Genomic DNA, 20,662 nt, shown 5'->3' on the forward strand with positions numbered 1-20,662 from the left:
GATACGGGAGTGTCTTTCCCACCATCAGTAGGCCGTTACCGGATCGATCGCGTCCTGGGTTCGGGGGCGTTCGCCTCTGTATGGCTGGGGCACGACGACGCCCTCGAGTCCCAGGTCGCGATAAAAGTCCTGAACGGCAGCCTGATCGACGATCTGGACGTGCGCAACAGGTTCCTCGAGGAAGCCCGGATTCTGCGCCGTGCCGACTCCGAGCGCCTCGTCCGCGTCCACGACATCGGCGAGCTCCCCGACGGGCGCCCCTACTTCGTGATGTCGTACGCGGACCGCGGGACGCTCGGCGATCGCATGCGTGAGCGGCCACTTCCGGTCAGTGAGGCGGTGGCGCTCGCCGAGCAGATCGCCTACGGCGTCGAGGTGATCAACACGCTGGGCGTCATCCACCGCGACCTGAAGCCGTCCAACGTGCTCTTCCAGTCGACGCCGGACGGCGGCGAGAAGCTGCTCATCGCCGACCTCGGCCTCGCCAAGGCGCTCGCGCACGCGTCGGGCGCGTTCACCCTCCCGGTCGGCACGCCCGGATACATGTCGCCCGAGCAGGCGCGGTTCGGCGGCGGGCTCGACATCCGCGCCGACGTGTACGGGCTCGGCGCGCTGACGTACCACATGCTCGCCGGACGGGCACCGGGCCCGGCTCCGGTCAAGAAGGCGCCGAGCGAGCTGCGCGAGGGCCTGCCCCCGGCGTTCGACCAGGTGGTCCTTCGGGCGCTGGAGGTCGAGCGGGAGAAGCGGTGGCCGACCGCCGAGGCGTTCGCCGAGGCGCTGTCCACGCTGCGTCCGACGTCCGCGCAGGCAGCGCCGCCGCAGGCCGCATCGCCGCAAGCCGCGCCGCCGCAGGCCGCGCCGGCGCCCGTCCAGGCGGTGCCCGCGCCGCCCGAGCCGCAGATCGACGCGGACGCGACCGTCCAGGACTTCTACCGCGAGGGCGCCCAGGTCAAGCGGCAGTCCCCTCCCGCGCAGCAGCCCCCTCCGGTGCAGCAGCCCGGCCCTGCCCCGGCGGCCGCGGCGGCGGGCCAGGGCGCCCCGCCGGACATGCGCACGCGTTTCGACCAGCCCGGCGAGGACGACCTCCACACGTCCGAGATGCGCGTCCCGCCCGGTCCGTCGTCCGAGGAGGTGACGGTCGTCGACCGTCCCGGCGGGCGCTCCGCCCCGTTCAGCCAGGTGGAGAGCCCCACGACCCCGGACAACGACAAAGACCGGACGATCGCCTACCAGCCCCCGCCGCAAGCGCAGCCGCAAGCGCAGCCGCAGGACGACAAGACGACCGTGTTCCCGACCCAGCAGCCGCAGAACAGCGCTCCGCAGGGCGCTCCGATGCAGCAGCAGATGGGCCCCGGCGGTCAGCAGCCCTACGGGCCCTCGCCGACCGGTTTCCAGCCTCCTCCGCCGGGGCCGGTCCAGGGCGGCGGGCAGGGCGGGCCGCGGGGCGGCGGCGCGCCGAAGAAGTTCGTCACGCCGCTGATCATCACGGCGGTCGTGCTGGCGGTCGCGGTGGTCGGCGGGCTGACGCTCGGCATGATGTTCTCCGGCGACGACGGCAAGGGCGGGAAGGACGGCAAGGACAAGAAGGCGGCGGTCCCCAAGGACTTCGTCGCGGTCGCCGACGCCTCGGGCAAGATCAAGGTCGCGGTGCCGAAGGCGTGGCCGAAGCAGGAGCAGCAGCAGACGTGGACGCCGTCCACCGTCGGCCTCACCGACGGGCAGCCCCGGCCGGTGCTGCGCGCGACGCCCGACAAGGCCGCGTTCCTCGGCAACGGCAAGGCCCCCGGAGTGTTCGTCGGTGTGACCACCGACCTGCGCGCCGGGCAGCTCCCGCCGCCGGGCGCCGCCGTCCACCCGCAGTGCACGAAGGCCGCCCCGGAGAACTACACCACGCCGGACGGCGCCCTCAGCGGGACGATCACGCGCTTCACCGCGTGCAAGAACGGAACGCCGTCGGTCACCGAGGTCGGCCTCAAGGACAAGTCCGGCAAGTTCGGGCTGTGGATCCGCGTCAAGGAGACCGACGCCCGCGACGCCACCAAGGACATCCTGGACAACCTGAAGGTCACCGGCCCCTGATCCCGGGCCCGGACCGGTACCACGAAGACCGCGCGTCGAGGCGCGGAGCGGCCACCCGCTCCGCGCCTCGTTCCGTTCCGCGCGGGCATGCCTCGCAGTGATGTGCGTCACAGTTGTTGCATCGCGACATGTTAGCGATATATCGTCGAAGCATCGCAACCGATCAACATGAGAAGGAGACCGCGATGCACGAGCACACGATGAGAAGGCGCGGCGGCTTCATGGGCCCCAAGGAGCGGGGGCGCCGCGGCGACCCGTTCGGCCCGTGGGGTCCCGGCGGACCCGGCGGACCCGGCTTCGGCCCCGGCCATCGCGGACGCGGTGGACGCGGACGGCGCACCAGGCGCGGCAACGTCCGCGCGGCGCTGCTCGCCCTGCTCGCCGAGCGGGCGATGCACGGCTACGAGATGATCCAGGAGCTGGACGGCCGCACCGGCGGCGTCTGGCGGCCGAGCCCCGGCTCGGTCTACCCGACGCTCCAGATGCTGGAGGACGAGGGCCTGGTCAGCAGCGAGGAGCAGGGCGGCAAGAGGCTGTTCTCCCTCACCGACACCGGCCGCGAGGAGGCGTCGGCGCAGACCACCGCCCCCTGGGACGAGGTCACCGAGGCGGCCGGGGAGAACGTCCTGCGCGGACGCGAGGCCGTCGGCCAGCTGATGGGGGCCCTGCAGCAGGTGATGGCCGTGGGCAGCGAGGCGCAGAAGGCGCGCGCGCTGGACGTGGTCAACGACGCCCGCCGCCGCCTCTACGGGATCCTCGCCGATGACCCCGAAGCCGAGTGAGCCTAGGGAAGCACGACCGGAACCGCCGTGACCGACCGGGTCACGGCGGTTTCATTGTCCCTTCGGGAAGGGCGCCTGCCTGGCGAGCCGGTCGGCCATGTAGAGCTGCTTCCACACGTACAGGGCCATGTCCGAGCGTTTGACGCCGCGGTCGACCGGGACGTCCACCGTCGCGCGGACCAGGTAGGACGCGCCCGGCGGCAGGTACTTGTCGCCGCCCTCTCCCGCGACGAGCGCGCCGCCCGCGAGCCGCCGCACGACCTGGCTGTCGGTCGGCGGCGTGCACAGGGCCTCGGGGACGCCCGCCTGGGGCATGCAGCGTCCCCGCGCCGCCGGCGTGACGAGGGCGCGCCGGACGAACACGTCCCCGGGGAAGTCGAGCAGCACCTTCCCGCCGCCCGGGTTGCTGAGGATGTACTCGATGTAGGGGAACGCCGTCCCGGACGGTGGCGTGGACTGGAACGTCGTCACCACGCCGTCGCTGATCCCGGACGTCACCGCGGCGATCCGGTACCTGGAGCCGTCGGCGGTGCCGACCGTGATGGGCGAGCCCGCGGGGGGCGGCTTGACGGCGCCGCCCGGCGCCCGCTCGCCCGCGGCGGGGGCCGCCTGCGTCTCGCCCTTGTCGCCGGAGCCGGGCGTCAGGACGAGCCCGGCCGTGACCAGCCCGGCCAGGACGAGCACGCCCGCCGCGACCAGACCGCTACGGCGTCCCTTGCGCCGCCGCTCCCGGCGCTCACGCTCGCTCTCCCGCGACCCCAGCCGCACCTGGACGCCGCTGGTCTCGCGGACACCCATCGGCCCCGTAGTCGACGACCGCTCCTCAATTTCGGAGTAGGCGTCCTGCGCCTCAGGCACAGCAGCCCACTCGGCCCCGCCAAGCGGCGACCAAGCCTGCGACCGCAGCGACTCAGCATGCGTCCGCGACGGCTCAGGATGCGACCGCAGCGACTCAGGCCGCGACTGCGGCGGCGTACCCCAAACGCGCGGCGGCACAGTCGCAGCCGACGCGGGCGCGGCATGTACAGGCGCGGGCGCAGCCGATGCGGGCACGCCATGTACCGGCGCGGCAGGTACAGGCGCAGCCGGTGCAGGCGCGGTTGGTGCGGGCGCGGCAGGTACGCGCGCGGGCGGTGCAGGCGCGGCAGGTACAGGCACAGCCGGTACAGGCGCGGGCCGTGCGGGCTCGGGCCGTGCGGGCGCGCCATGTACGGGCGCGGGCGGTACGGGCGCGGGCGGTGCAGGCGCGGGCGGTGCAGGCGCGGCAGGTACAGGCACAGCCGGTACAGGCGCGGGCCGTGCGGGCTCGGGCCGTGCGGGCGCGCCATGTACGGGCGCGGGCGGTACGGGCGCGGGCGGTGCAGGCGCGGGCGGTGCAGGCGCGGGTGCGGGTGGGGTGGTGTGGACTATCGGGCGTGTTGGGGCGTCCGGTGGGATGGGTGGGCCTGGCGGTACGGGGACGCCGGGCGGTCGGACCGGCGTTCCCTCCCTGGGCGTGGCCCTCGGGATGCCCTGGGAGGGCGTGTGCCTGATCTCGTCCGGACGGCGCGGAAGTCCCGGCTCCGTGTCCACCGTCTCGCCTCCCGATGTCCCCTCGTGCGGCTCCCCCGCGAACCGCACTCACCACAATTCACCATATTTTGGCCTAATTGACCCCCCGTTCCACACCGGCCCCCGGAGTCTCGCGAGATACGACAAGTCGAGCCGTGACTCTTATCACCTGGCGAACAACTCCTCGGCCCCCAGCGCCCCGGGACGGCGCCGAGGGGCCGGGGCGGGAGTCAGGAGAGGGACTCGGCGAGCGAGCCGAGGAGGTCGACCACGCCGGCGGGCCCGTCGACCACGAGGTCCGCCCGCCCGGCGAGCGCGGTGACCTCGGTGGAGCCGCTGCACACCAGCACGCCGGGCACGCCCTCGGCCCGCAGCGCGTCGACGGCGTCGAACGCGGCGAGGTCGCCGAGGTCGTCCCCGGCGAACAGCACGGCGGAGGGACGGGTCCCGCGGTCGTCGATGAACGAGCGCAGCGCCTTGCCCTTGTCCATGCCGGGGGGCCGCAGTTCGAGGACGTACCGTCCGGGCTCCACGGACAGGCCCGTCCGCTCGGCGAGCGCGGCGAGGATGCTGCGCAGCCGGTCGAGCGCGACCTGCGGTTCGGCGCACCTGCGGGTGTGGACGGCGAGCGCCTGGCCCTTGTCCTCGACGAACGTCTCGGGCGGGGCGCCGGCGGCGGCGAGGACTCCGGGCAGCTTCGCGCGGGCCTCGGCGACGCCCGGCGGAGGCTCCGGCACGGTCAGGGTGCCGGACTCCCAGCGTTCGAGCCCGTACTGCCCGAGCACGATGAGCCCGTCGATGCCCTCGAATCCGCCGTACTCGACGGCCACGGCGGCGGGACGTCCGGTCACGATCAGCAGCGAGCCGACCAGCGGCGCCACCCGGGCCAGGGCCGGGGCGGCGTCCGGGTGGGCCCTCGCCGCGGCCGGGTCGGCGACGATCGGCGCCAGGGTGCCGTCGAAGTCGAAGCCGAGCACGGCCCCGGCCGGGTCGTCGCGGAGGGCGTCGAGGCCTTCGGTGCCTGCGTCGGTCATTGAGCGGGGAGAGTTCACGTGCCCCATGGTGGGCCAGGTCAGGGCCGGATGCCGAGCCGCCGCGCGGCACGGCTGCGTTGCCGCTGTGTCCGCATCCGGCGCAGGCGCTTGACGAGCATCGGGTCGCACTCCAGCGCCTCGGCCCGGTCGATCAGGATGTTCAGGAGCTGGTAGTACCGCGTCGCCGACATGTCGAACGTCTCGCGGATGGCCTGCTCCTTGGCGCCGGCGTACTTCCACCACTGCCGTTCGAAGGCGAGGATCCGGCGGTCGCGCTCGGAGAGCCCGCCGGCGCTGAACGCGGCGTCGTCCGCCCCGCCCTCCGCGTCGTCGGCGCCGGGGTCGGCCGGGGGTCGGTCGTCGTCGGCTCGGTCCTGCGGGGGGAGCTCACCGCGGGGGTCACCGGGGGCGTTCGCCGCTCGCATCAGGTCCCCTCTGTGGTTACTGATCCCGGGTCGTCCGGGTTCGGGCGGGAGCCATGCTACGCGTCCGGGCGGACAAGTTCCGGCGGATCCCGGTGAACGGATGCCGGTGGTTCAGTGCATCACATCCCCGTTCACCTGGGGCTCTTCCGCTCCGTGTGTCTCACGGGGAACGGCGTTCCCACGGGGCCGCAACATATGTATTTTGCATACGTTAGAGTGGATGATCCGCAGCGTCCGCGTCCGGAACGGAGACCTTGCATGGCGACGGAGACCTCCGCCACGGGACGGCCCGCCGAGCGGGACGCGCCCCGGGACGGGAGCCCTTCCGCATCCGCCGCGGACGGCGTCCTCACCGACATCGCGACCGCGCTGTTCCACCTCCGCCGCGTGTGGGCCAAGCCCGACCTCGTCAAGCGCGTCCGCGCCCAGACCGCCACGGACGGGCGCCCGCTGCAGCTGTCGAACCTGATGGTGGTGAACGCGGTCGCCGCCCTCACCGCCTGCGCGCCCCCGGACGAGCCGTCCTGCGAGGTCACCGTCGGCGCGGTCGCGGAACGGCTGGAGATCGACCCGTCCACGGCGAGCCGCCTGGTCGGGCACGCCATCGACGCCGGCCTGGTGTCCCGGCGTCCCTCCCCCGTCGACGCGCGCCGCGCCAACCTCGGCCTGACCGAGTCCGGCCGGCGCGTCAAGCAGGTTTCCGACCGGTTCCGCCGCGCCTACCTCGACGACCTGATGGCCGACTGGTCGGAGCGGGAGCGCACCGAGTTCGCCCGCCTGCTCACCCGCTTCGCCGACGCCGCCGTCCAGGCACCGATGTACCCGGACGGCATCGACCGCATCTTCGAGGAAGCCGCCGCCGACTGACCGGTGTGCGGCCTCCGGGGTGTGGGGGTTGCCCCGCGAGCGCGCTCTCAGTCGCTGTTGCGGAGGGCGGACATGCGGACGTGGTACTCGTCCTCGTCGATCTCGCCTCGGGCGAACCTCTCGGCGAGCACCGAGCGCGCCTTGGTCATCGGGTCGGCCGCCGCCTTGGCCGCCGCGGCGCCGTCGTGCACGCGGCGGCGGATGAAGTAGAAGGCGGCGCCGAGCACGGCCAGCCAGAACAGGCCGAACGTGATCGGGAAGACCGGCCAGAACGCGGGGGCGTCCCCGTCGTGCCAGCCGCCCGGGTGCATCGCGGCCGCCTGTGTCGCCAACGTCGTCAACATGGTTCATCGACCTTCCTGTGTTCGGATAAGTCGATGCTCGGCGAGGGGTACGGGGGGCCGCATCGTCTGGCCGGAGGCACTCGCGCTACGCCCGCCGGAGTACCGCGCTCACCACCAGGGCGGCCGGTAGTCCTCGTCCTCGCCGGGACGCGGCCTCCGCGAGTGCCGTCCGCGCGGCTCGCCGTCGGCCGGGTCCGGCGGCGGGAACGGGCCTTCCGGGGGCTCGGCGCCGCCGAGGCCGGGCGGCGGGCCGTCGGGGAACGCGTCGGCCGGTCCCTCGTCCGGGCGGGGTACGGGCGGGGGCGACGGCTCGTCCTGCGGTTCCGGGGGTACCGCGGAGAGCGGAGCCGTGCCCGGCTCGGGCTGGTCGGGTACCTCCAGGGCGCCGCGGCGGAAGGCGTCCCACTCGTCGTCATCGAGGCCGGGCGGCTCGTCGCGCGCCGACCCGTTGAGGGGGGCGCCGCTGTGCCCGTTCCCGTTGAGGGGGTCATGCCCGTTCAGGGGGTCATGCCCGTTGAGGGGCCCGTTCCCGTTCAGGGGGTCGTGCCCGTTCACGGGCCCGTTCAGGGGGTCGTGCCCGTTGCGCGTCCCGTGCCCGCCCGCGTTGAACTCGTCGGGGACGAACGGGCGCAGCTCGCCCGGCATGATCGGGGGCCCCTTCGGCTCGACGGGGCGCGGCGGCCCCCCGTCCCAGCCGGACGGCGGTGCGGGGTCGGCGAAACCGGACTCCGGCGGCGCGAAGGCGACGGGCCCGGGTTCGGGCTGCGGGGCGTCCCAGAGCGGGCCGTTCTGCGGCAGGGCACCCGGGGGCGGCGGCTCCTGGACGGTCGCCGGCCCCGGGAAGACCTCGTTGTTCTGGAAGAGGGGCGCGTTGACCGGCGCGACCACGGGCGCCGCGTACGTCTCGGCGGGGGCCGCGGGCACGACGGCGGGTTCGCGCGGGGCCGCCGGGGCGGACGGCAGGCCGTAGTCGGCGACGGCGTCGGTGTCGGCGGGGTTCTCCTCGGGGCGCCGCCGCTGCCGCCACCCGAGCACGAGCCCGAGGACGACCAGCAGCCCGCCGCCGCCGAGGACGAGCGGGAACAGCACCCCGGAGTCGCGGCCGGACGGCTGCGCGGCCGGCCGCGGCGTCGAGGCCGGGGGCGGCGGCGTCTCCACCGGCCCGCTGGAGGTCTTGTTGATCTGGTTGGCGGCGACGAGGGTGCGAACCGCGTCGACCGGACCGCGGCACTCGGGCGAGCCGGTGGGGTGGCCGGGGCGGGCGGGCGAGCCCTGGACGAGCGCCCGCCGGACCTCCTCGGGGCTCAGCCTCGGGTAGCGGGAGCGGACGAGCGCGGCGACCCCGGCGACCATCGCGGACGAGGCGCTGGTGCCCGTCCCGACGACGTAGCCGTTGCTGGCGTCCGCGCTGACGATCTCGACGCCGGGCGCGCAGACGGCGGCGCCCGACCGCCGGTTGCTGTCCTTCCAGAGGCGCAGGCGGCGGTCGAGCGCGCCGACGGCGATCACGCCCGGGTAGGCGGCGGGGAAGTTCCTGCGGTTCGCTCCGGAGCCGTCGTTGCCGGCGGAGGCGATGAGCACGACGCCCTTGGAGAGCGCGTACCGGATCGCCTTCTCCTGCGAGGGCGTGCCGTTGTAGGACTGGCGGCCGCCGCCGAGCGACATGTTGATGATCCCGGCGCCGTGGTCGACGGCGTACCGGATGCCCTGGGCCACCGCGTCGCGGTCGCCGCCGGCACCGGACTGCTGGCCGTTGTCGCGGCGCAGCGGGTCGTCGTTCTCCAGCGTGACGCGGACGGACAGGACGCCGCTGAGCGGCGCGACGCCCATCATGCCCTGCGACAGCTCGGGGCCATGGCCGTGACCTGCGATGATGCTGGCCATGGACGTCCCGTGCAGGCCCCAGTAGCGGCTGCCCGGACGGCGTACGCCGCCGGTCAGGTCCGGGCCGGTGACGACGCGCCCGGTGAGGTCGGGGTGCCGCCGGTCCACGCCGGTGTCGAGGACGGCGACCGTGACGCCGCGTCCCCGGGAGTACCGCCACGCCTTCTGCGCGCGCAGGACGTCGAGGTGCCACTCGCGGGAGCGGATCTGGTCGGTCGGGGCGTTCAGCAGCGACCCGGCCACGGCGCCCGCCGACGCGCCGCGAACGGTGCGGCCCCGTGCCGGGGTGCCGGAGACGATCGCCGCGGGCACCGCCACGGCGGCGCCGAGCGTGAGGGCGGCGAGGGCCGCGGTCGTCCGGGCGCCGAGCCGGAGCCACGGCACGGCCGGTCGGGCTTGCGCCGGACGGCGCCGACCGGCTTCGGACACGCCGCCCCTCCTTCTGGCTGACCACCGTGCTCCACGGCGGGTGACATTCTGCCACGCGAACCGCCCCTGGCCCGGGCACTCGGCACATTAGGGCACGGTCCCGGACAGCGCGGAACTTCCCGGATCAGCCTTCCGTACTCGCGGGTAATCAAACCGGGCACGGCATGCTAACCCGTGCGCGGCGTCCCGGTCACTGTGATCCTGCACCCGTCAGGGCCCTGACCGACAGGTCGTCGTAGCGGTCCCGGTCGGCCTTCTCCCGTCCGGCGAAGGTCCCGGCGACCGCGCACGCGAACCCGATCGGGATCGAGACGAGGCCCGGGTTCTCCAGCGGGAACAGGTGGAAGTCGACGCCCGCCGGGAACAGCGACAGGCTCTCCCCCGTCACCGGATCGACCTTGCCGGACACCACGGGCGAGAAGACGACCAGCACCAGCGACGCGACCAGGCCGCCGTAGATGCCCGCGACGACCCCGGCCGCGTTGAACCGGCGCCAGAACAGCGACAGCACGATCGCCGGGACGTTCGCCGAGGCGGCCATCGCGAACGCCAGCGCCACCAGGAACGCCACGTTCAGGTCGCGGGCCACCACCGCCAGGACGATCGCCAGGGAGCCGACGAGGAACGAGGCGAACCGCGCGACCGCGACCTCCTGCGACTCGCGCGGGCGGCCGAGCATCAGCACCTGGCCGAAGTAGTCGTGCGCCAGCGACGTCGACGACGCCAGCACCAGCCCGGACACGACCGCGAGGATCGTCGCGAACGCCACCGCCCCGATGAACGCCAGCAGGACGTCGCCGCCGGCCCGTCCGCCGACGTGCTCCCCGACGGCCTGCGCGAGCTGCGGCACCGCGGTGTTGCCCGACGGGTCCTGCGCGACGATCGCCGACCGGCCCACCAGGGCCGCCGCGCCGAAGCCGAGCGCGAGCGTCATCAGGTAGAAGACGCCGACGAGGCCGATCGCCCACGACACCGACGTGCGCGCGGCCCGCCCGTCCGGGACGGCGAAGAACCGCGCGACGACGTGCGGCAGGCCCGCCGTGCCGAGCACGAGGGCGAGCGCGAGGCTGATGAAGTCGAGCTTGTTGACCACGGTGCGGTAGGCGTCGCCCGGGACGTCCTGCCCGTACTGGAGCCCGGGGCGCAGGAACGCCTCGCCCTTCCCGCTCGCGTCGGCGGCCGACCCGAGCATCGCGCCCGCGTCGAACCCGAACCTGCCGAGCACCAGCGCCGTGAGGACCACCGCCCCGGCCATCAGCAGCCCGGTCTTGATGATCTGCACCCAGGTCGTGGCCTTCATCCCGCCGAACGCCACGTAGAGGATCATCAGCGCGCCCACCGCCACGATCGTGACGGTCTTCGCGGTGGCCGCGCCCATCCCGAGGAACCGCTCGCCGCGATGGATGCCGAGCAGCAGCGACACCAGCGCCCCGGCCCCGACCATCTGCGCGAGCAGGTAGAACACCGACACGGTCACGGTGGACACGGCCGCGGCCCGCCGCACCGGCGCCTGCCGCCGCACCCGGCGCACCAGCACGTCCCCCATCGTGAACCGGCCCGCGTTGCGGACCAGCTCGACCAGCAGCAGCGCGAGCAGCCACGCCACCAGGAACCCGATCGAGTACAGGAACCCGTCGTAGCCGTTCAGCGCGATGATCCCGGCGATGCCGAGGAACGAGGCCGCCGACATGTAGTCGCCGGCGAGCGCGATCCCGTTCTGCGGTCCGGTGAACGTCCGCCCGCCCGCGTAGAAGTCGTCGGCGCCGCGCGTGGTCGCCCGCGCCCGCACCGTGATGGCCAGCGTGATCAGGATGAACGCCAGGAACAGCCCGAACGTCAGCGCCCGCCCCGTCACCGCAGCTCACCGGCCAGCGGGTCCAGCCGGCGGCGCGCGTACGCCAGGTACCCCAGGGTCAGCGCGAACGTCGAGACGAACTGGAGCAGCCCGAGCAGCAGCGCGACGTTGACGTTGCCGGCGATCGTCCGCGCCATGAACCCGCGCGCGAACGCGGCCAGCCCGACGAAGACGAGATACCAGCCGAGGAATCCGGCGGTGACCACGACCGCCGCCCGCCGGAACCGTCTCCGCAACAGCAGGAACCTCTGATGTCCCGCAACGGGCGCAAGTCCCCCCGCCATCGGTCTCCCCCGCCCTTCGTCACTCTCCGCGTCCTTTCGGTCGCCCTATGAGAGCAAAGATTCGCCGACCGCAAGCACGGTTTGACGAGATCCGCATGGCGGCGGCCGGAGGCGGCCACATGGCCGGCGCATGGGAGAGGTGACCACTACCGCCCAGGTCAGCGGTGCGACAGGTGCTTCGAGCCTTGTGGACGGGGCCTGCGGGCCGTCAGCGTTCGTAGCGGCGATGGCCGCGCCTGGCCCGGAGGCCGGCGACGATCGCGACGCCGATCACCGCCAGGCCGATCTGGAAGACCAGTTCGATCCAGTCGATCCCCTTCGTCGTGGCCACGCCGACCGACTGCGCGATGGCCGTCCCGATGATCGCGGCGACGATGCCGACGATCACGGTCAGGAGGACGCCGATGGGCTGGCGGCCGGGCAGCAGCAGCCGGCCGAGCGCTCCGATGATCGCACCGATGACGATCGCGGAGATGATGCCTGAGATGTTCATGTCCTGGCCTGTGCCCGTTACTGCCCGAACGTCACTTTTCCGGGCCGTCCCCCAGGGACCGCAGGTCGTCGAAGGTCAGCGCCGGTCCGCCGAGCTCACCGGGACGTCCACCGCGCAGGCCGTCGATGAGCAGGTCGAGGTGCCGGTGCGCCAGCTCCTCGCCCGTCTCCTTCGGCAGCGGGCCCGGCAGCGGGCGCGACAGCCGCACGAGCAGCATCCCGACATCGCCGTGGGTGACGTCCGGACGCAGGTCCCCGTCCTTCTGGGCGGCGGCGACGATCTCCTGCATGACGGCGACGCCCTCCTCGCGGGTGGCGGCGATCTCCTCGTCGTCGAACGGGATGTGGTCCAGCAGGACGGGGAAGACGGCGCCGATGCGGATGTCCAGCACGCGATGCATGTAGCGGACGAGGGCAGCGAAAGCGGTCTCCTCCTCGTCCCGCGCGCGCTTGACCTCGTCCCTGGTGCGCTCCAGGGCGTCCAGGGCGACGGCCCTCGTCAGCGTCCGCCGGTCTGGAAAGCGCCGGTAGAGCGTGGCGATGCCGGTGCCCGCGCGGCGCGAGATCTCCTCCAGCGGCGCGCCCGGCCCCTGCTCGACGAACACCTCACGGGCGGCGGCGAGGATCCGGTCGCGGTTGTCCCGCGCGTCGGCCCGCAGCGGCCGCTGCTTCGTACCCATGAGCCCCAGCGTAGTGGAGGCCCGTCCTCCGATTCTATGCCACGTCCGGCACTAAGTGGAGACAAAACCTCCGACTAGTGCTACGGTGCGAATAGGTGGAGAAAAAACCTCCGAAAGGAAGAGGTCATGGACACCGCAACCCGGACACCGACCCGCACCGCCGAGCCGCTGACCGTCGACGCCACCCGCCCCGCGGACGTCCGCGCCGCGGTCCTCGCGTCCCGCGAGCGCGGGCTGCCCCTGACCGTCCAGGCCACCGGGCACGGCACCGTCGTCCCGCCGGACGAGGGGCTGCTGCTGAGGACGTCCCGCATGTCCCGCGTGCTCGTCGACCCGTCCCGCCGCATCGCCCGCGCCGAGGCCGGCGCCCGCTGGAGCGAAGTGATCGCCGCCGCCGCTCCGCTCGGCCTGTCGCCGCTGTCGGGCTCGCACGCCTCCGTCGGCGTCACCGGCTACACCCTCGGCGGCGGCGTCGGCTGGCTGTCCCGCCGGTTCGGCTTCGCCGCCGACCACCTGCTGCGCGCCGAACTCGTCACCGCCGACGGCCGCCACCTCACCGCCGACGCCGACCGCCACCCCGACCTCTTCTGGGCCCTGCGCGGCGGCAGCGGCAACTTCGGCGTCGTCACGTCCCTGGAGTTCCGGCTCCAGCCCGTCTCGACGGTTTACGCGGGGATCGCACTGTTCCCGGCCGAACGGGCCGCCGACGTGCTCTCGCGCTTCCGGGACGAGGCTCCCACGCGCCCCGACGCGCTCACCGTCTCTGTGGCACTGGCGAACCACGCTGGATACGGCCGGGTCGTCGCCGTCCGCGCCGTCTATGCGGGCACCGCCACGGAAGGCGCTCGCGCGTTGCGTTCCCTACTAGAGGTCGCGGGGCCGCCGCTGCAGGACGATTTCCGGACCATGCCTTACGCCGAGACCGAGTCGCTGGGCGGTACCCCGCCTCTTCACTTCCATCTCTACGCCGACCTACCCGACGCACTCATCTCAGCGATCGCCCAGAGTGAGGCGTCCGGGATCGAGGTCCGGCACTGGGGCGGCGCTATGGCACGTCCCGCCCTGGACGCAGGCCCGGTCGGGCACCGGGACGTCCCGTTCTCCCTCACCATCGACGGCTCCGCCGGCGACGCCGCACCACTCGCAGCCTTCGCGACCGGTGGCTCTTTCCTGAACTTCCTGCACGACACGTCCAGGACGGCCACCGCCTACACCCCGGAGGACTTCCGGCGGCTACGCGAGGTGAAGCGCGCCTACGACCCGCAGAACGTGTTCCACCGCAACCACAACATCCGGCCCGCCTGAGCGGTCTACCTCCTGACGACCCGCATCGGAAGGGCCCCGGCGGGACGGAACGTGATCTCCGCACGGACGGGCACGGTCACACCCGGCACCAGGTCGAGCCGGTGCGTCCGGGCGATGGTGGCGAGCACCAGCGTCGCCTCCAGCATCGCGAAACCGGCGCCCACACAGATGCGGCGCCCACCGCCGAACGGCAGATACGCGTACCGGGGATGTTTCTGCTCCCCCATGAACCGCTCGGGTTGGAAACCCTCCGGATTGGGCCAGACCTCGGCGTTGCGATGGATCAGATACGGCGGCACGGCGACCGTCGAACCCGCCGGCACCCGCACTCCCGCGACCTCGTCGTCTTCCAGGGCGTCACGCTCGATGGTCCAGGCAGGCGGATAGAGCCGCATCGCCTCCGACAGGACGGCCTTCGTCCACGGGAGCCGGTCGACGTCTTCTGCCTTCGGCTCCCTGCCCTGGAGGACCTCGTCCACCTCGTCCTCCAGGCGGTCCCTGGCCGCCGGGTATTTCGACAGGAGCATGAACGTCCACGCAAGCGAGGCCGCGGTGGTCTCGTGCCCGGCCAGCAGCAGGGTCAGAACCTCGTCCCGCAGCTCCGTCTCGCTGAACCGGCCACTCTCCTTGAGGAGATTCAACAGTTCGCCACCGGACGAGCCCTTCACGACCCGCTGGACCATGCCGTCAAGGTGCACCAGTGCACCCCCAAGCCCCGGGACCCGCTGATACACACCGCGCTTTGCGGTAGCCCCAGGCAAGAAGGTCCCGACCACGGCAGCCCTCTGGAGCGCCTCAAGCGCTCGCCCCGTTTTCTCGGCTTCCCCTTCAAGCTCGCTACCGAACAACGCCCGCCCCACGATGCCCAACGTGAGCCGCCGCAGTTCCCCTGCCGCGTCTAGCGCGACGCCGTCGGGCCACCGTTCGGCGGTTTTCGCGGCAGTGTCGACCATCTGTGAAGCGAACCCGACGACATGCCGCTGCGCGAACACCGGCTGTACGACCCGCCGGTGCTGCCGCCACGTCCCGCCTTCACTCGTCAGGAGCCCGTCCCCGAGGACGGCCCGGAGCGGCCGATACGTGAACGCCTTCACGTAGTTGTCCTGGTTGGCGACGAGGACCCGCTCGGCGTGCTCGGGACGCGACAGCAGGAAGAAGGCCCGGTTCCGTCCGAACGGCACCCGCACGGCGTCCCCGTAGCGTCTGGCAAGGGCCCCGTAGGTGTCGAGCGGACTCCGGGCCATCCGCCCCCACCACCGAACAGCCTCGACCGGCCCCGGCCCCCGCACACCCCGTTCGTCCATGCCTCAACCGTAGGAACCGTCCCAACCCACGACAAGCCATCACTTCCCCCTAGCGGATGAGGGCACGGATGGCTCACACGCTGGATGTGCGCTCGTACAGCCGCTTCCTATCGTCCCGATGCATGCTCACAAGAAACCTGTTGCCCCGCAGCGCAGTAGCCGTCGTCCTGGCCCTGGCGGTGGGGGCCTCGACCACCCCGGCGAACGCGTCCACGCCCGGCCCGGCCGACCTGCGGCGGGTGGTGGAGAGCCTGAGCGGTCCGGACGGCGCTCCGGGGGCGCTCGTGCGAGTCCACGGCCGGCACGGCAGCCTGACGGCGACCGGCGGAGTCGCCGACACCCGCACGAACACCCCGGTCGACCCCCGCAGCCGCTTCCGGATCGGCAGCCTGACGAAGCCGTTCGTCGCCACCGTCGTCCTCCAACTCGTCGGCGAGGGCCGCATCGAGCTGGACGCCCCTGTGGAGCGCTACCTGCCAGGCGTGGTGCGCGGCGCGGACAACGACGGGCGGCAGATCACCGTCCGCCAGCTGCTCCAGCACACCAGCGGGCTGCCGGACGTCCTGGACTACCTGTCGCCGCTGGACGTGCTCAAGGACCCGCTCCGGCACTGGGAAGCCCGCGAACTCGTGGACATCGCCCTGCCGCACCCACGGGAGTTCGAACCCGGTAAGGGCTGGGGCTACTCCAACACCAACTACCTCCTGGCCGGGATGATCATCGATACCGTGACGGGGCGCCCCTGGGGCGAGGAGATCCGCGAGCGCGTGATCCGCCCGCTCGGACTGCACGACACCTTCGCACCGACGGACGCTCCGGGCATCCCGGGACCGCACCCCCGCGGCTACGTCCGGCCGCAGTCCGAACTGGTGGACGTCACCCGCCTCAACCCGACCGTCGGCGGGGCCGCGGGCGGCATGATCTCCAGCGCCGCCGACCTGAACCGCTTCCTGGCGGCCGTCCTCCGAGGACGCCTGCTGGAGCCGGCGCTGCTGCGGGAGATGCTGGCCACCCGCCCCACGGGCCGCACCTCAGGCTCCGAATACGGTCTGGGGCTGGAGTGGATCCCCGTCGAGAACTCGTCCACCTGCAAGGACGGCTTCTGGGGCCACGACGGCGACATGCTCGGCTTCAGCGTCCGCACAGGCGCCACCACGCACGGCAGGCAGGCCACCGTCATGGTCAACCTCAACCCGGGCGGCGGCCCCGCCTTGGACGAAGCCATGAAGGCCGCCCTCCCGGACGCCCTGTGCGGACGCTGACAGCGTGTCGCGTTACGACCACATAAGGCCATCTTCACTCACTGACATGCCATCACTCTCCGTGCAAATCTGGTCGCGCGACGTAATCGTCGCAGCAAATCAAGTGACACGAAACGGAGAGCCCCCATGGCCAATTGGAAAGCGCGCCTCCTGGTGACCACCACCGCCCTGGCCGCATGCTCCACCGCGTTCGGCCCCGCGATCTCGACCTCCGCCCAGGCCGCCACCGTCACGACCCGGCCGGCCCTGGCGGACCTGCCGCCCGGCGTCGTCAAGCTCAACGACGCCGAGGGCTGCCCCCCCGGCCACCCTCTGCCTCTACCAGCACTACAACCGGCGGGGACCGGCCTACGGCATCGGCGCCGGCTACAGGGTCGACCTCAACGACCTGCCCATGGGCGACGGCACCGCCGCCGACAACGTCTCCTCCTGGGTCAACAACACCCACAGCATGGCCGTGCTGATCGACGCGAACGAGGGCAAGGCCCGCCCCCTGTACGCCGGCCAGTCCCTGGAGGAGCCGCCGTCCGACAACGACACCGTCGACCTGGTCGACTGGGCCTAAGGCACTCCCCCACGCTTTCCCTGCCGTCCGGCCGGCACGTCCCACACCGGCCGGACGGCCCGGCCCGGCTCCTCACACGATCGTGCGCCGCCCTGATCCGCCGCGCTTGCACCCCGATACGAGAACAGCACGGTAAGGAAGGAATGACCGTCCGCGCCAGGTGCGGGCGGTGGCACAAGAGAAAGCAAGAGAACAGCGTGGCCACGCACGTTCGCAAGCGCAAGAAAAGTAAATGGTGGATTCTGGAGATCGGCACCAACAAGATCGCCTCCGGGCCGTACGAGACCAAGGAGGCGGCAGAGGCCGCGAAAAGGAATGAGCGGCTCTGAGCCCGCGTCCCAGAGCAGACCACTGGCTCCCCGCGACAGCGGGGAGCCAGTCCTTTCCGTCGCGGTTCACGAACGCAGCCCCGAGGATTCCCCCGGGGCTGCAACGCGGCGGGCGCCCCGCCTAAAGGCGCCCGTTCACCTCCTGGCTCGGCGAATACGCCTGCCGGAGGCCTGGATTTCCCGCGCCGGAGAATTCCGGTCCTGAACCCGGGAACACCATTGGCGTTCCCTCAGTACCGGACCTCCCGGCGAAGGCCTGTCAGTTGTACTTGGCGATCTCCGCGGCCTCCTCGTCCTTCGAGCCGGTCAGTGCGGCGTTGAGCACCGACGCGACCAGGATCGTGGCGATCCCGATCATGGTGATCATGACGACGTCCTGGCCGAGCAGGGCGAGCCCCACCACACTGGTCAGCGCCGGCCCGTTGGCCGACAGCGCACCGGCCAGCCTCGTCGGGAGGTGGAGCGGCGACTGCGCGAGCCAGTACAGGGCACTTCCGGCGACCGCGAGGACGCCGGCGATGGACCCGCGGATGGCGATCTCCCCGATGCCCCCGCTCCAGGGGAGCCAGAGCAGGGAAGGCGCTCCGAGGAGCAGACCCGCCACCATGGACAGGCCCGTTCCCTTGAGCAGGATTCCCGCATGGGCCATCGCCTTTCCGCCCGAGACCATGACGGCGGAGGACACCGCGCCGGCCAGGGCGGCCAGCACACCGAGCAGGTCGATGCGCTGTCCCCAGGGGATCATCAGCGCGGCCCCCGACCGCCGACATCAGCGGCAGGAGCAGCGGAAGCCCCTTCCTGTCGGCCCTCCACGCGATCACCATGGCCATGGTGATCGGACCGAGGGTCGTGATGGCGTTGCCCGCCGAGAACGGCAGCCTCGTCACGTAGAACTGCGCCAGAAGGTTGGCGCTGACGAACCCGACCAGGAAGGGCAGGACCGTCAGCACCCACCGGTGCTTCTTCTCCTTCTCAATGAACCGAGAGAGGAGCCTGTGCGCCGGGGGGCACCTTCGGAGCGCGTGCGAGAGACCGGAGAGAATCCGATCACGCCTTTCGGTGTGCGGCACGGCGTCGAGGAGACGGTTCTCCTGCAGTCGCCGCCGTCCCGCCGTGAGCAGCACCCAGTAGAGCGGGGCGCTGAACAGATAGGTGACGGTGGTGGCCTGGACCGCCACCAGCTGGTGGTCGGCCGTCAGCGGCTGCATGACGGCCGTCGTCGTACGCTGGAAGATCGCTCCGGCGATGTGCGCCGACGTGGCCGCGAGCAGCCAGAGCGAACCGACCACGGTCGTGACGATCCACGCCTTGGCACGCCGGGGGTGTCCGGCGAGCCAACGCGCGGCGCGGCGGGGGTGACGGACCACCCACCCGTAGAAGTGACCGAGGCGGCGATAGAGCCGCTCCGGCGATTTGTTACGCCTTATTCTTCCAAGGTTCACTTTCGTGACCTTCCTTTTGTTCGTGATGGCTGCGCATTGCCAAGCAATGCGCAGGGTCGACGCCTTTGGAAGTGATACTCCCGACGGCGGCGTCGCCACCATCCACCGTCCGGGATTCCGCCTCGGGGCAAGCAGCCGCTTCGAGACGTAGGTCTCGATGAAAATTGGCGCAGAGTATTGCCCGAAGCCCGACACTTCGGGTCGGTCTCAGGCTTGTGGATCGAACCGACCCGGTGCGCCCGCGGTCGGCGGCCGGAGCCGTAGGGGGCGGCGTCCGATCTCTGGCCGCACGCTCGAACAGCCGGCGCCGGCGGCTCCGTCCGTTCTCCTGAGGCCGGGGTGGCGGTACGGCCCGAGAGAGGTCAGCGACCTCTGCGAAGCGATGCGTCCCAGACGCTTGCGCAGTGAGCGCTCCTTGGGACGGTCAGTACCGCAGGCGTGCTCAGCGCGAACTTACCCCGACAAACCTGACTTCTCACGGCCGTGCTCAGCACGGCCCCTCAACGGAGGAATACAAACCATGCGCAAGAACGACATCATCTCGATGATCAACCGCAACCGCGGCGTTCTCACCGTCGCGTTCTTCATCGCCCTCATCGTCTACGTACTCGGCGACGGGGCCCACTTCATCTGCGTCGCTCTGGGGGCCGGCCTGGTCCTCGGCGGCTACAGGATCATCAAGCGCCTCGGGAACCACCCCGAGGAGGCCACGAAGCACCTCGTCACCGGCACCGCCGTCCTCACGGCGGTCATCGTCATCGCCATCAACGCCGGCAACGGCGCGGGCGGACTGTCCGACATCGTCACCGGCGTCGGCGGCGGCGGCCTCATGCTGGTGATGTACCTGCTCTTCAAGCACTACGGGCCCGAGGAATTCCGCGGCTCGAAGTGAAGCCACCAGGGCTCGGCAGGGCCCTGGCACACGAAACAAGGCGGCCCCCTGTGGGCCGCTTTTTCGTTCCCGGGCGTCCTTGTGGCAAGGGTCAGACCGGGGCGGAGCCGCGGACACTGCGGACCACCCCGGCCTGGGAGTCGGACAAGTCGCCGGTGGGCTTCCCTGTCAGCGGCCGATGGCCGCGAGGACGTCGTTGGCGATGGCCTCGTCGATCCGGCCGTCGGGTGCGCCGCCGACGCCGATGCCGGCGATGGGGAAGCCCTTGTACTTGACGGGGACACCACCGGGCAGGACGAGGGTGCCGGGGATCTGCTTGATCGTTTCGTTTCCGGTCAGGGCGCTGGTCGGCTGGCCGAAGGCCACGGCGGTATAGGCCTTGCGCTTGGCGGACTCGTAGGTCTGCGGGCCCGCCTTCCGGGTGCGGACCACGAGCCGGATGGTGCCGGCCCGCTCCATGATGACCATCGTCACGTACTGGTTCCCGTGCCGTCGCGCCGAGTGCACCAGAGCCTTGGACGCCCGGACGAGCGCGCTGTTGGACAGCACCCGTTCCGGTGCCGTGGCACTGCCGTGCCCGCCGTGCCCGCCGTGCCCGCCGTGCCCGCCGTGGACCGTGACCGCGGCGGCCGGCGCTGCCGCGTAGGCCGTCCCCGCGCCGCCGAACGTCCCGGCTGCGACGGCGCCCAGTGCGACGGCGCCGCCGATGAAATGCCTGATCGACATGGCTCTCCCCGATTCCGACATGCAACTACATAGAGTAATCGTTCAGATATGGACCGTAATGGAGTCGAGATCAGGGAACAACCCGCCGTGCGCCCGCTGCCGAGCAACTCTCGCCCAACGAATCACCA

General features: G+C 72.1%; 20 protein-coding genes and 1 pseudogene. 9 read left to right on the forward strand and 12 right to left on the reverse strand.

Going from position 1 to position 20,662, the window contains the following annotated elements:
* Positions 1-9 precede the first annotated feature (9 nt).
* Both BJY14_RS46535 and BJY14_RS15515 read left to right on the forward strand, forming a co-directional pair.
* Complete coding sequence (locus BJY14_RS46535) at positions 10-2,082, forward strand: serine/threonine-protein kinase (protein WP_179844254.1); 2,073 nt, start codon at positions 10-12, stop codon at positions 2,080-2,082.
* A 185-nt stretch (positions 2,083-2,267) separates the two neighbouring features.
* Positions 2,268-2,864 (forward strand): PadR family transcriptional regulator, encoded by a 597-nt coding sequence (locus tag BJY14_RS15515; protein ID WP_179844255.1) that lies wholly within the window; start codon positions 2,268-2,270, stop codon positions 2,862-2,864.
* Between the two features lie 51 nt (positions 2,865-2,915).
* Here the strand turns inward: BJY14_RS15515 and BJY14_RS15520 are convergent, their stop codons facing one another.
* The 3 genes from BJY14_RS15520 to BJY14_RS15530 all read right to left on the reverse strand — a co-directional run bounded on the left by BJY14_RS15520 (position 2,916) and on the right by BJY14_RS15530 (position 5,874).
* Complete coding sequence (locus BJY14_RS15520) at positions 2,916-3,662, reverse strand: hypothetical protein (RefSeq protein WP_179844256.1); 747 nt, start codon at positions 3,660-3,662, stop codon at positions 2,916-2,918.
* 983 nt (positions 3,663-4,645) lie between these two features.
* Positions 4,646-5,449, reverse strand: a complete 804-nt coding sequence (gene otsB, locus BJY14_RS15525; protein WP_218905398.1) for a trehalose-phosphatase — start codon at positions 5,447-5,449, stop codon at positions 4,646-4,648.
* Between the two features lie 38 nt (positions 5,450-5,487).
* On the reverse strand, positions 5,488-5,874 hold the full coding sequence (locus BJY14_RS15530; RefSeq protein ID WP_179844258.1) for a DUF3263 domain-containing protein: 387 nt from the start codon (positions 5,872-5,874) through the stop codon (positions 5,488-5,490).
* Positions 5,875-6,132: 258 nt separating this feature from the next.
* Here BJY14_RS15530 and BJY14_RS15535 point away from each other — a divergent pair, with 258 nt between their 5' ends.
* Positions 6,133-6,741, forward strand: coding sequence for a MarR family winged helix-turn-helix transcriptional regulator (locus BJY14_RS15535; protein ID WP_179844259.1), 609 nt, complete (start codon positions 6,133-6,135; stop codon positions 6,739-6,741).
* A gap of 47 nt (positions 6,742-6,788) precedes the next feature.
* On the opposite strand, the gene BJY14_RS44430 is transcribed toward BJY14_RS15535, so the two are convergent.
* The 6 genes from BJY14_RS44430 to BJY14_RS15565 all read right to left on the reverse strand — a co-directional run bounded on the left by BJY14_RS44430 (position 6,789) and on the right by BJY14_RS15565 (position 12,709).
* Complete coding sequence (locus BJY14_RS44430; RefSeq protein WP_218905400.1) at positions 6,789-7,073, reverse strand: SHOCT domain-containing protein; 285 nt, start codon at positions 7,071-7,073, stop codon at positions 6,789-6,791.
* 120 nt (positions 7,074-7,193) lie between these two features.
* Positions 7,194-9,398, reverse strand: a complete 2,205-nt coding sequence (locus BJY14_RS15545; protein ID WP_179844260.1) for a S8 family serine peptidase — start codon at positions 9,396-9,398, stop codon at positions 7,194-7,196.
* 190 nt (positions 9,399-9,588) lie between these two features.
* The gene (locus tag BJY14_RS15550; protein ID WP_179844261.1) at positions 9,589-11,253 is read right to left on the reverse strand and encodes a monocarboxylic acid transporter; all 1,665 of its coding nucleotides are present in this window, start codon (positions 11,251-11,253) and stop codon (positions 9,589-9,591) included.
* The gene (locus BJY14_RS15555) at positions 11,250-11,489 is read right to left on the reverse strand and encodes a DUF485 domain-containing protein (protein WP_246395926.1); all 240 of its coding nucleotides are present in this window, start codon (positions 11,487-11,489) and stop codon (positions 11,250-11,252) included. Before BJY14_RS15555 ends, BJY14_RS15550 begins: the two co-directional genes overlap by 4 nt.
* A gap of 256 nt (positions 11,490-11,745) precedes the next feature.
* The gene (locus BJY14_RS15560) at positions 11,746-12,030 is read right to left on the reverse strand and encodes a GlsB/YeaQ/YmgE family stress response membrane protein (RefSeq protein WP_179844263.1); all 285 of its coding nucleotides are present in this window, start codon (positions 12,028-12,030) and stop codon (positions 11,746-11,748) included.
* A 31-nt stretch (positions 12,031-12,061) separates the two neighbouring features.
* Entirely contained in the window at positions 12,062-12,709 is a 648-nt protein-coding gene (locus BJY14_RS15565; RefSeq protein WP_179844264.1) for a TetR/AcrR family transcriptional regulator, read from the reverse strand.
* A 126-nt stretch (positions 12,710-12,835) separates the two neighbouring features.
* On the opposite strand from BJY14_RS15565, the gene BJY14_RS15570 reads away from it, so the two are divergent.
* A complete protein-coding gene (locus BJY14_RS15570) occupies positions 12,836-14,014 on the forward strand; it encodes an FAD-binding oxidoreductase (RefSeq protein WP_179844265.1) in 1,179 nt (392 codons plus the stop codon).
* Positions 14,015-14,019: 5 nt separating this feature from the next.
* Here BJY14_RS15570 and BJY14_RS15575 read toward each other — a convergent pair whose 3' ends face one another.
* Positions 14,020-15,318 (reverse strand): cytochrome P450, encoded by a 1,299-nt coding sequence (locus BJY14_RS15575; RefSeq protein WP_179844266.1) that lies wholly within the window; start codon positions 15,316-15,318, stop codon positions 14,020-14,022.
* Between the two features lie 122 nt (positions 15,319-15,440).
* Here BJY14_RS15575 and BJY14_RS15580 point away from each other — a divergent pair, with 122 nt between their 5' ends.
* The 3 genes and pseudogenes from BJY14_RS15580 to BJY14_RS46540 all read left to right on the forward strand — a co-directional run bounded on the left by BJY14_RS15580 (position 15,441) and on the right by BJY14_RS46540 (position 17,474).
* Positions 15,441-16,580, forward strand: coding sequence for a serine hydrolase domain-containing protein (locus BJY14_RS15580; RefSeq protein WP_179844267.1), 1,140 nt, complete (start codon positions 15,441-15,443; stop codon positions 16,578-16,580).
* Positions 16,581-16,875: 295 nt separating this feature from the next.
* Positions 16,876-17,145, forward strand: a pseudogene (locus BJY14_RS15585) (peptidase inhibitor family I36 protein); the annotation flags it as partial.
* 197 nt (positions 17,146-17,342) lie between these two features.
* Positions 17,343-17,474 (forward strand): hypothetical protein, encoded by a 132-nt coding sequence (locus BJY14_RS46540; RefSeq protein ID WP_281382092.1) that lies wholly within the window; start codon positions 17,343-17,345, stop codon positions 17,472-17,474.
* 259 nt (positions 17,475-17,733) lie between these two features.
* Here BJY14_RS46540 and BJY14_RS15590 read toward each other — a convergent pair whose 3' ends face one another.
* Complete coding sequence (locus BJY14_RS15590) at positions 17,734-18,219, reverse strand: DMT family transporter (protein WP_179844268.1); 486 nt, start codon at positions 18,217-18,219, stop codon at positions 17,734-17,736.
* Positions 18,220-18,496: 277 nt separating this feature from the next.
* Between BJY14_RS15590 and BJY14_RS15595 the strand changes: the two genes are divergently transcribed.
* Positions 18,497-18,991: a hypothetical protein gene (locus tag BJY14_RS15595; protein WP_179844269.1), complete on the forward strand. Its 495-nt coding sequence runs from the start codon at positions 18,497-18,499 to the stop codon at positions 18,989-18,991.
* 445 nt (positions 18,992-19,436) lie between these two features.
* Entirely contained in the window at positions 19,437-19,808 is a 372-nt protein-coding gene (locus tag BJY14_RS15600; protein WP_179844270.1) for a hypothetical protein, read from the forward strand.
* 168 nt (positions 19,809-19,976) lie between these two features.
* Here the strand turns inward: BJY14_RS15600 and BJY14_RS15605 are convergent, their stop codons facing one another.
* Positions 19,977-20,534 (reverse strand): GlcG/HbpS family heme-binding protein, encoded by a 558-nt coding sequence (locus BJY14_RS15605; protein ID WP_179844271.1) that lies wholly within the window; start codon positions 20,532-20,534, stop codon positions 19,977-19,979.
* Positions 20,535-20,662 lie beyond the last annotated feature (128 nt).

The organism is Actinomadura luteofluorescens, from assembly GCF_013409365.1.
Taxonomy (GTDB): domain Bacteria; phylum Actinomycetota; class Actinomycetes; order Streptosporangiales; family Streptosporangiaceae; genus Spirillospora; species Spirillospora luteofluorescens.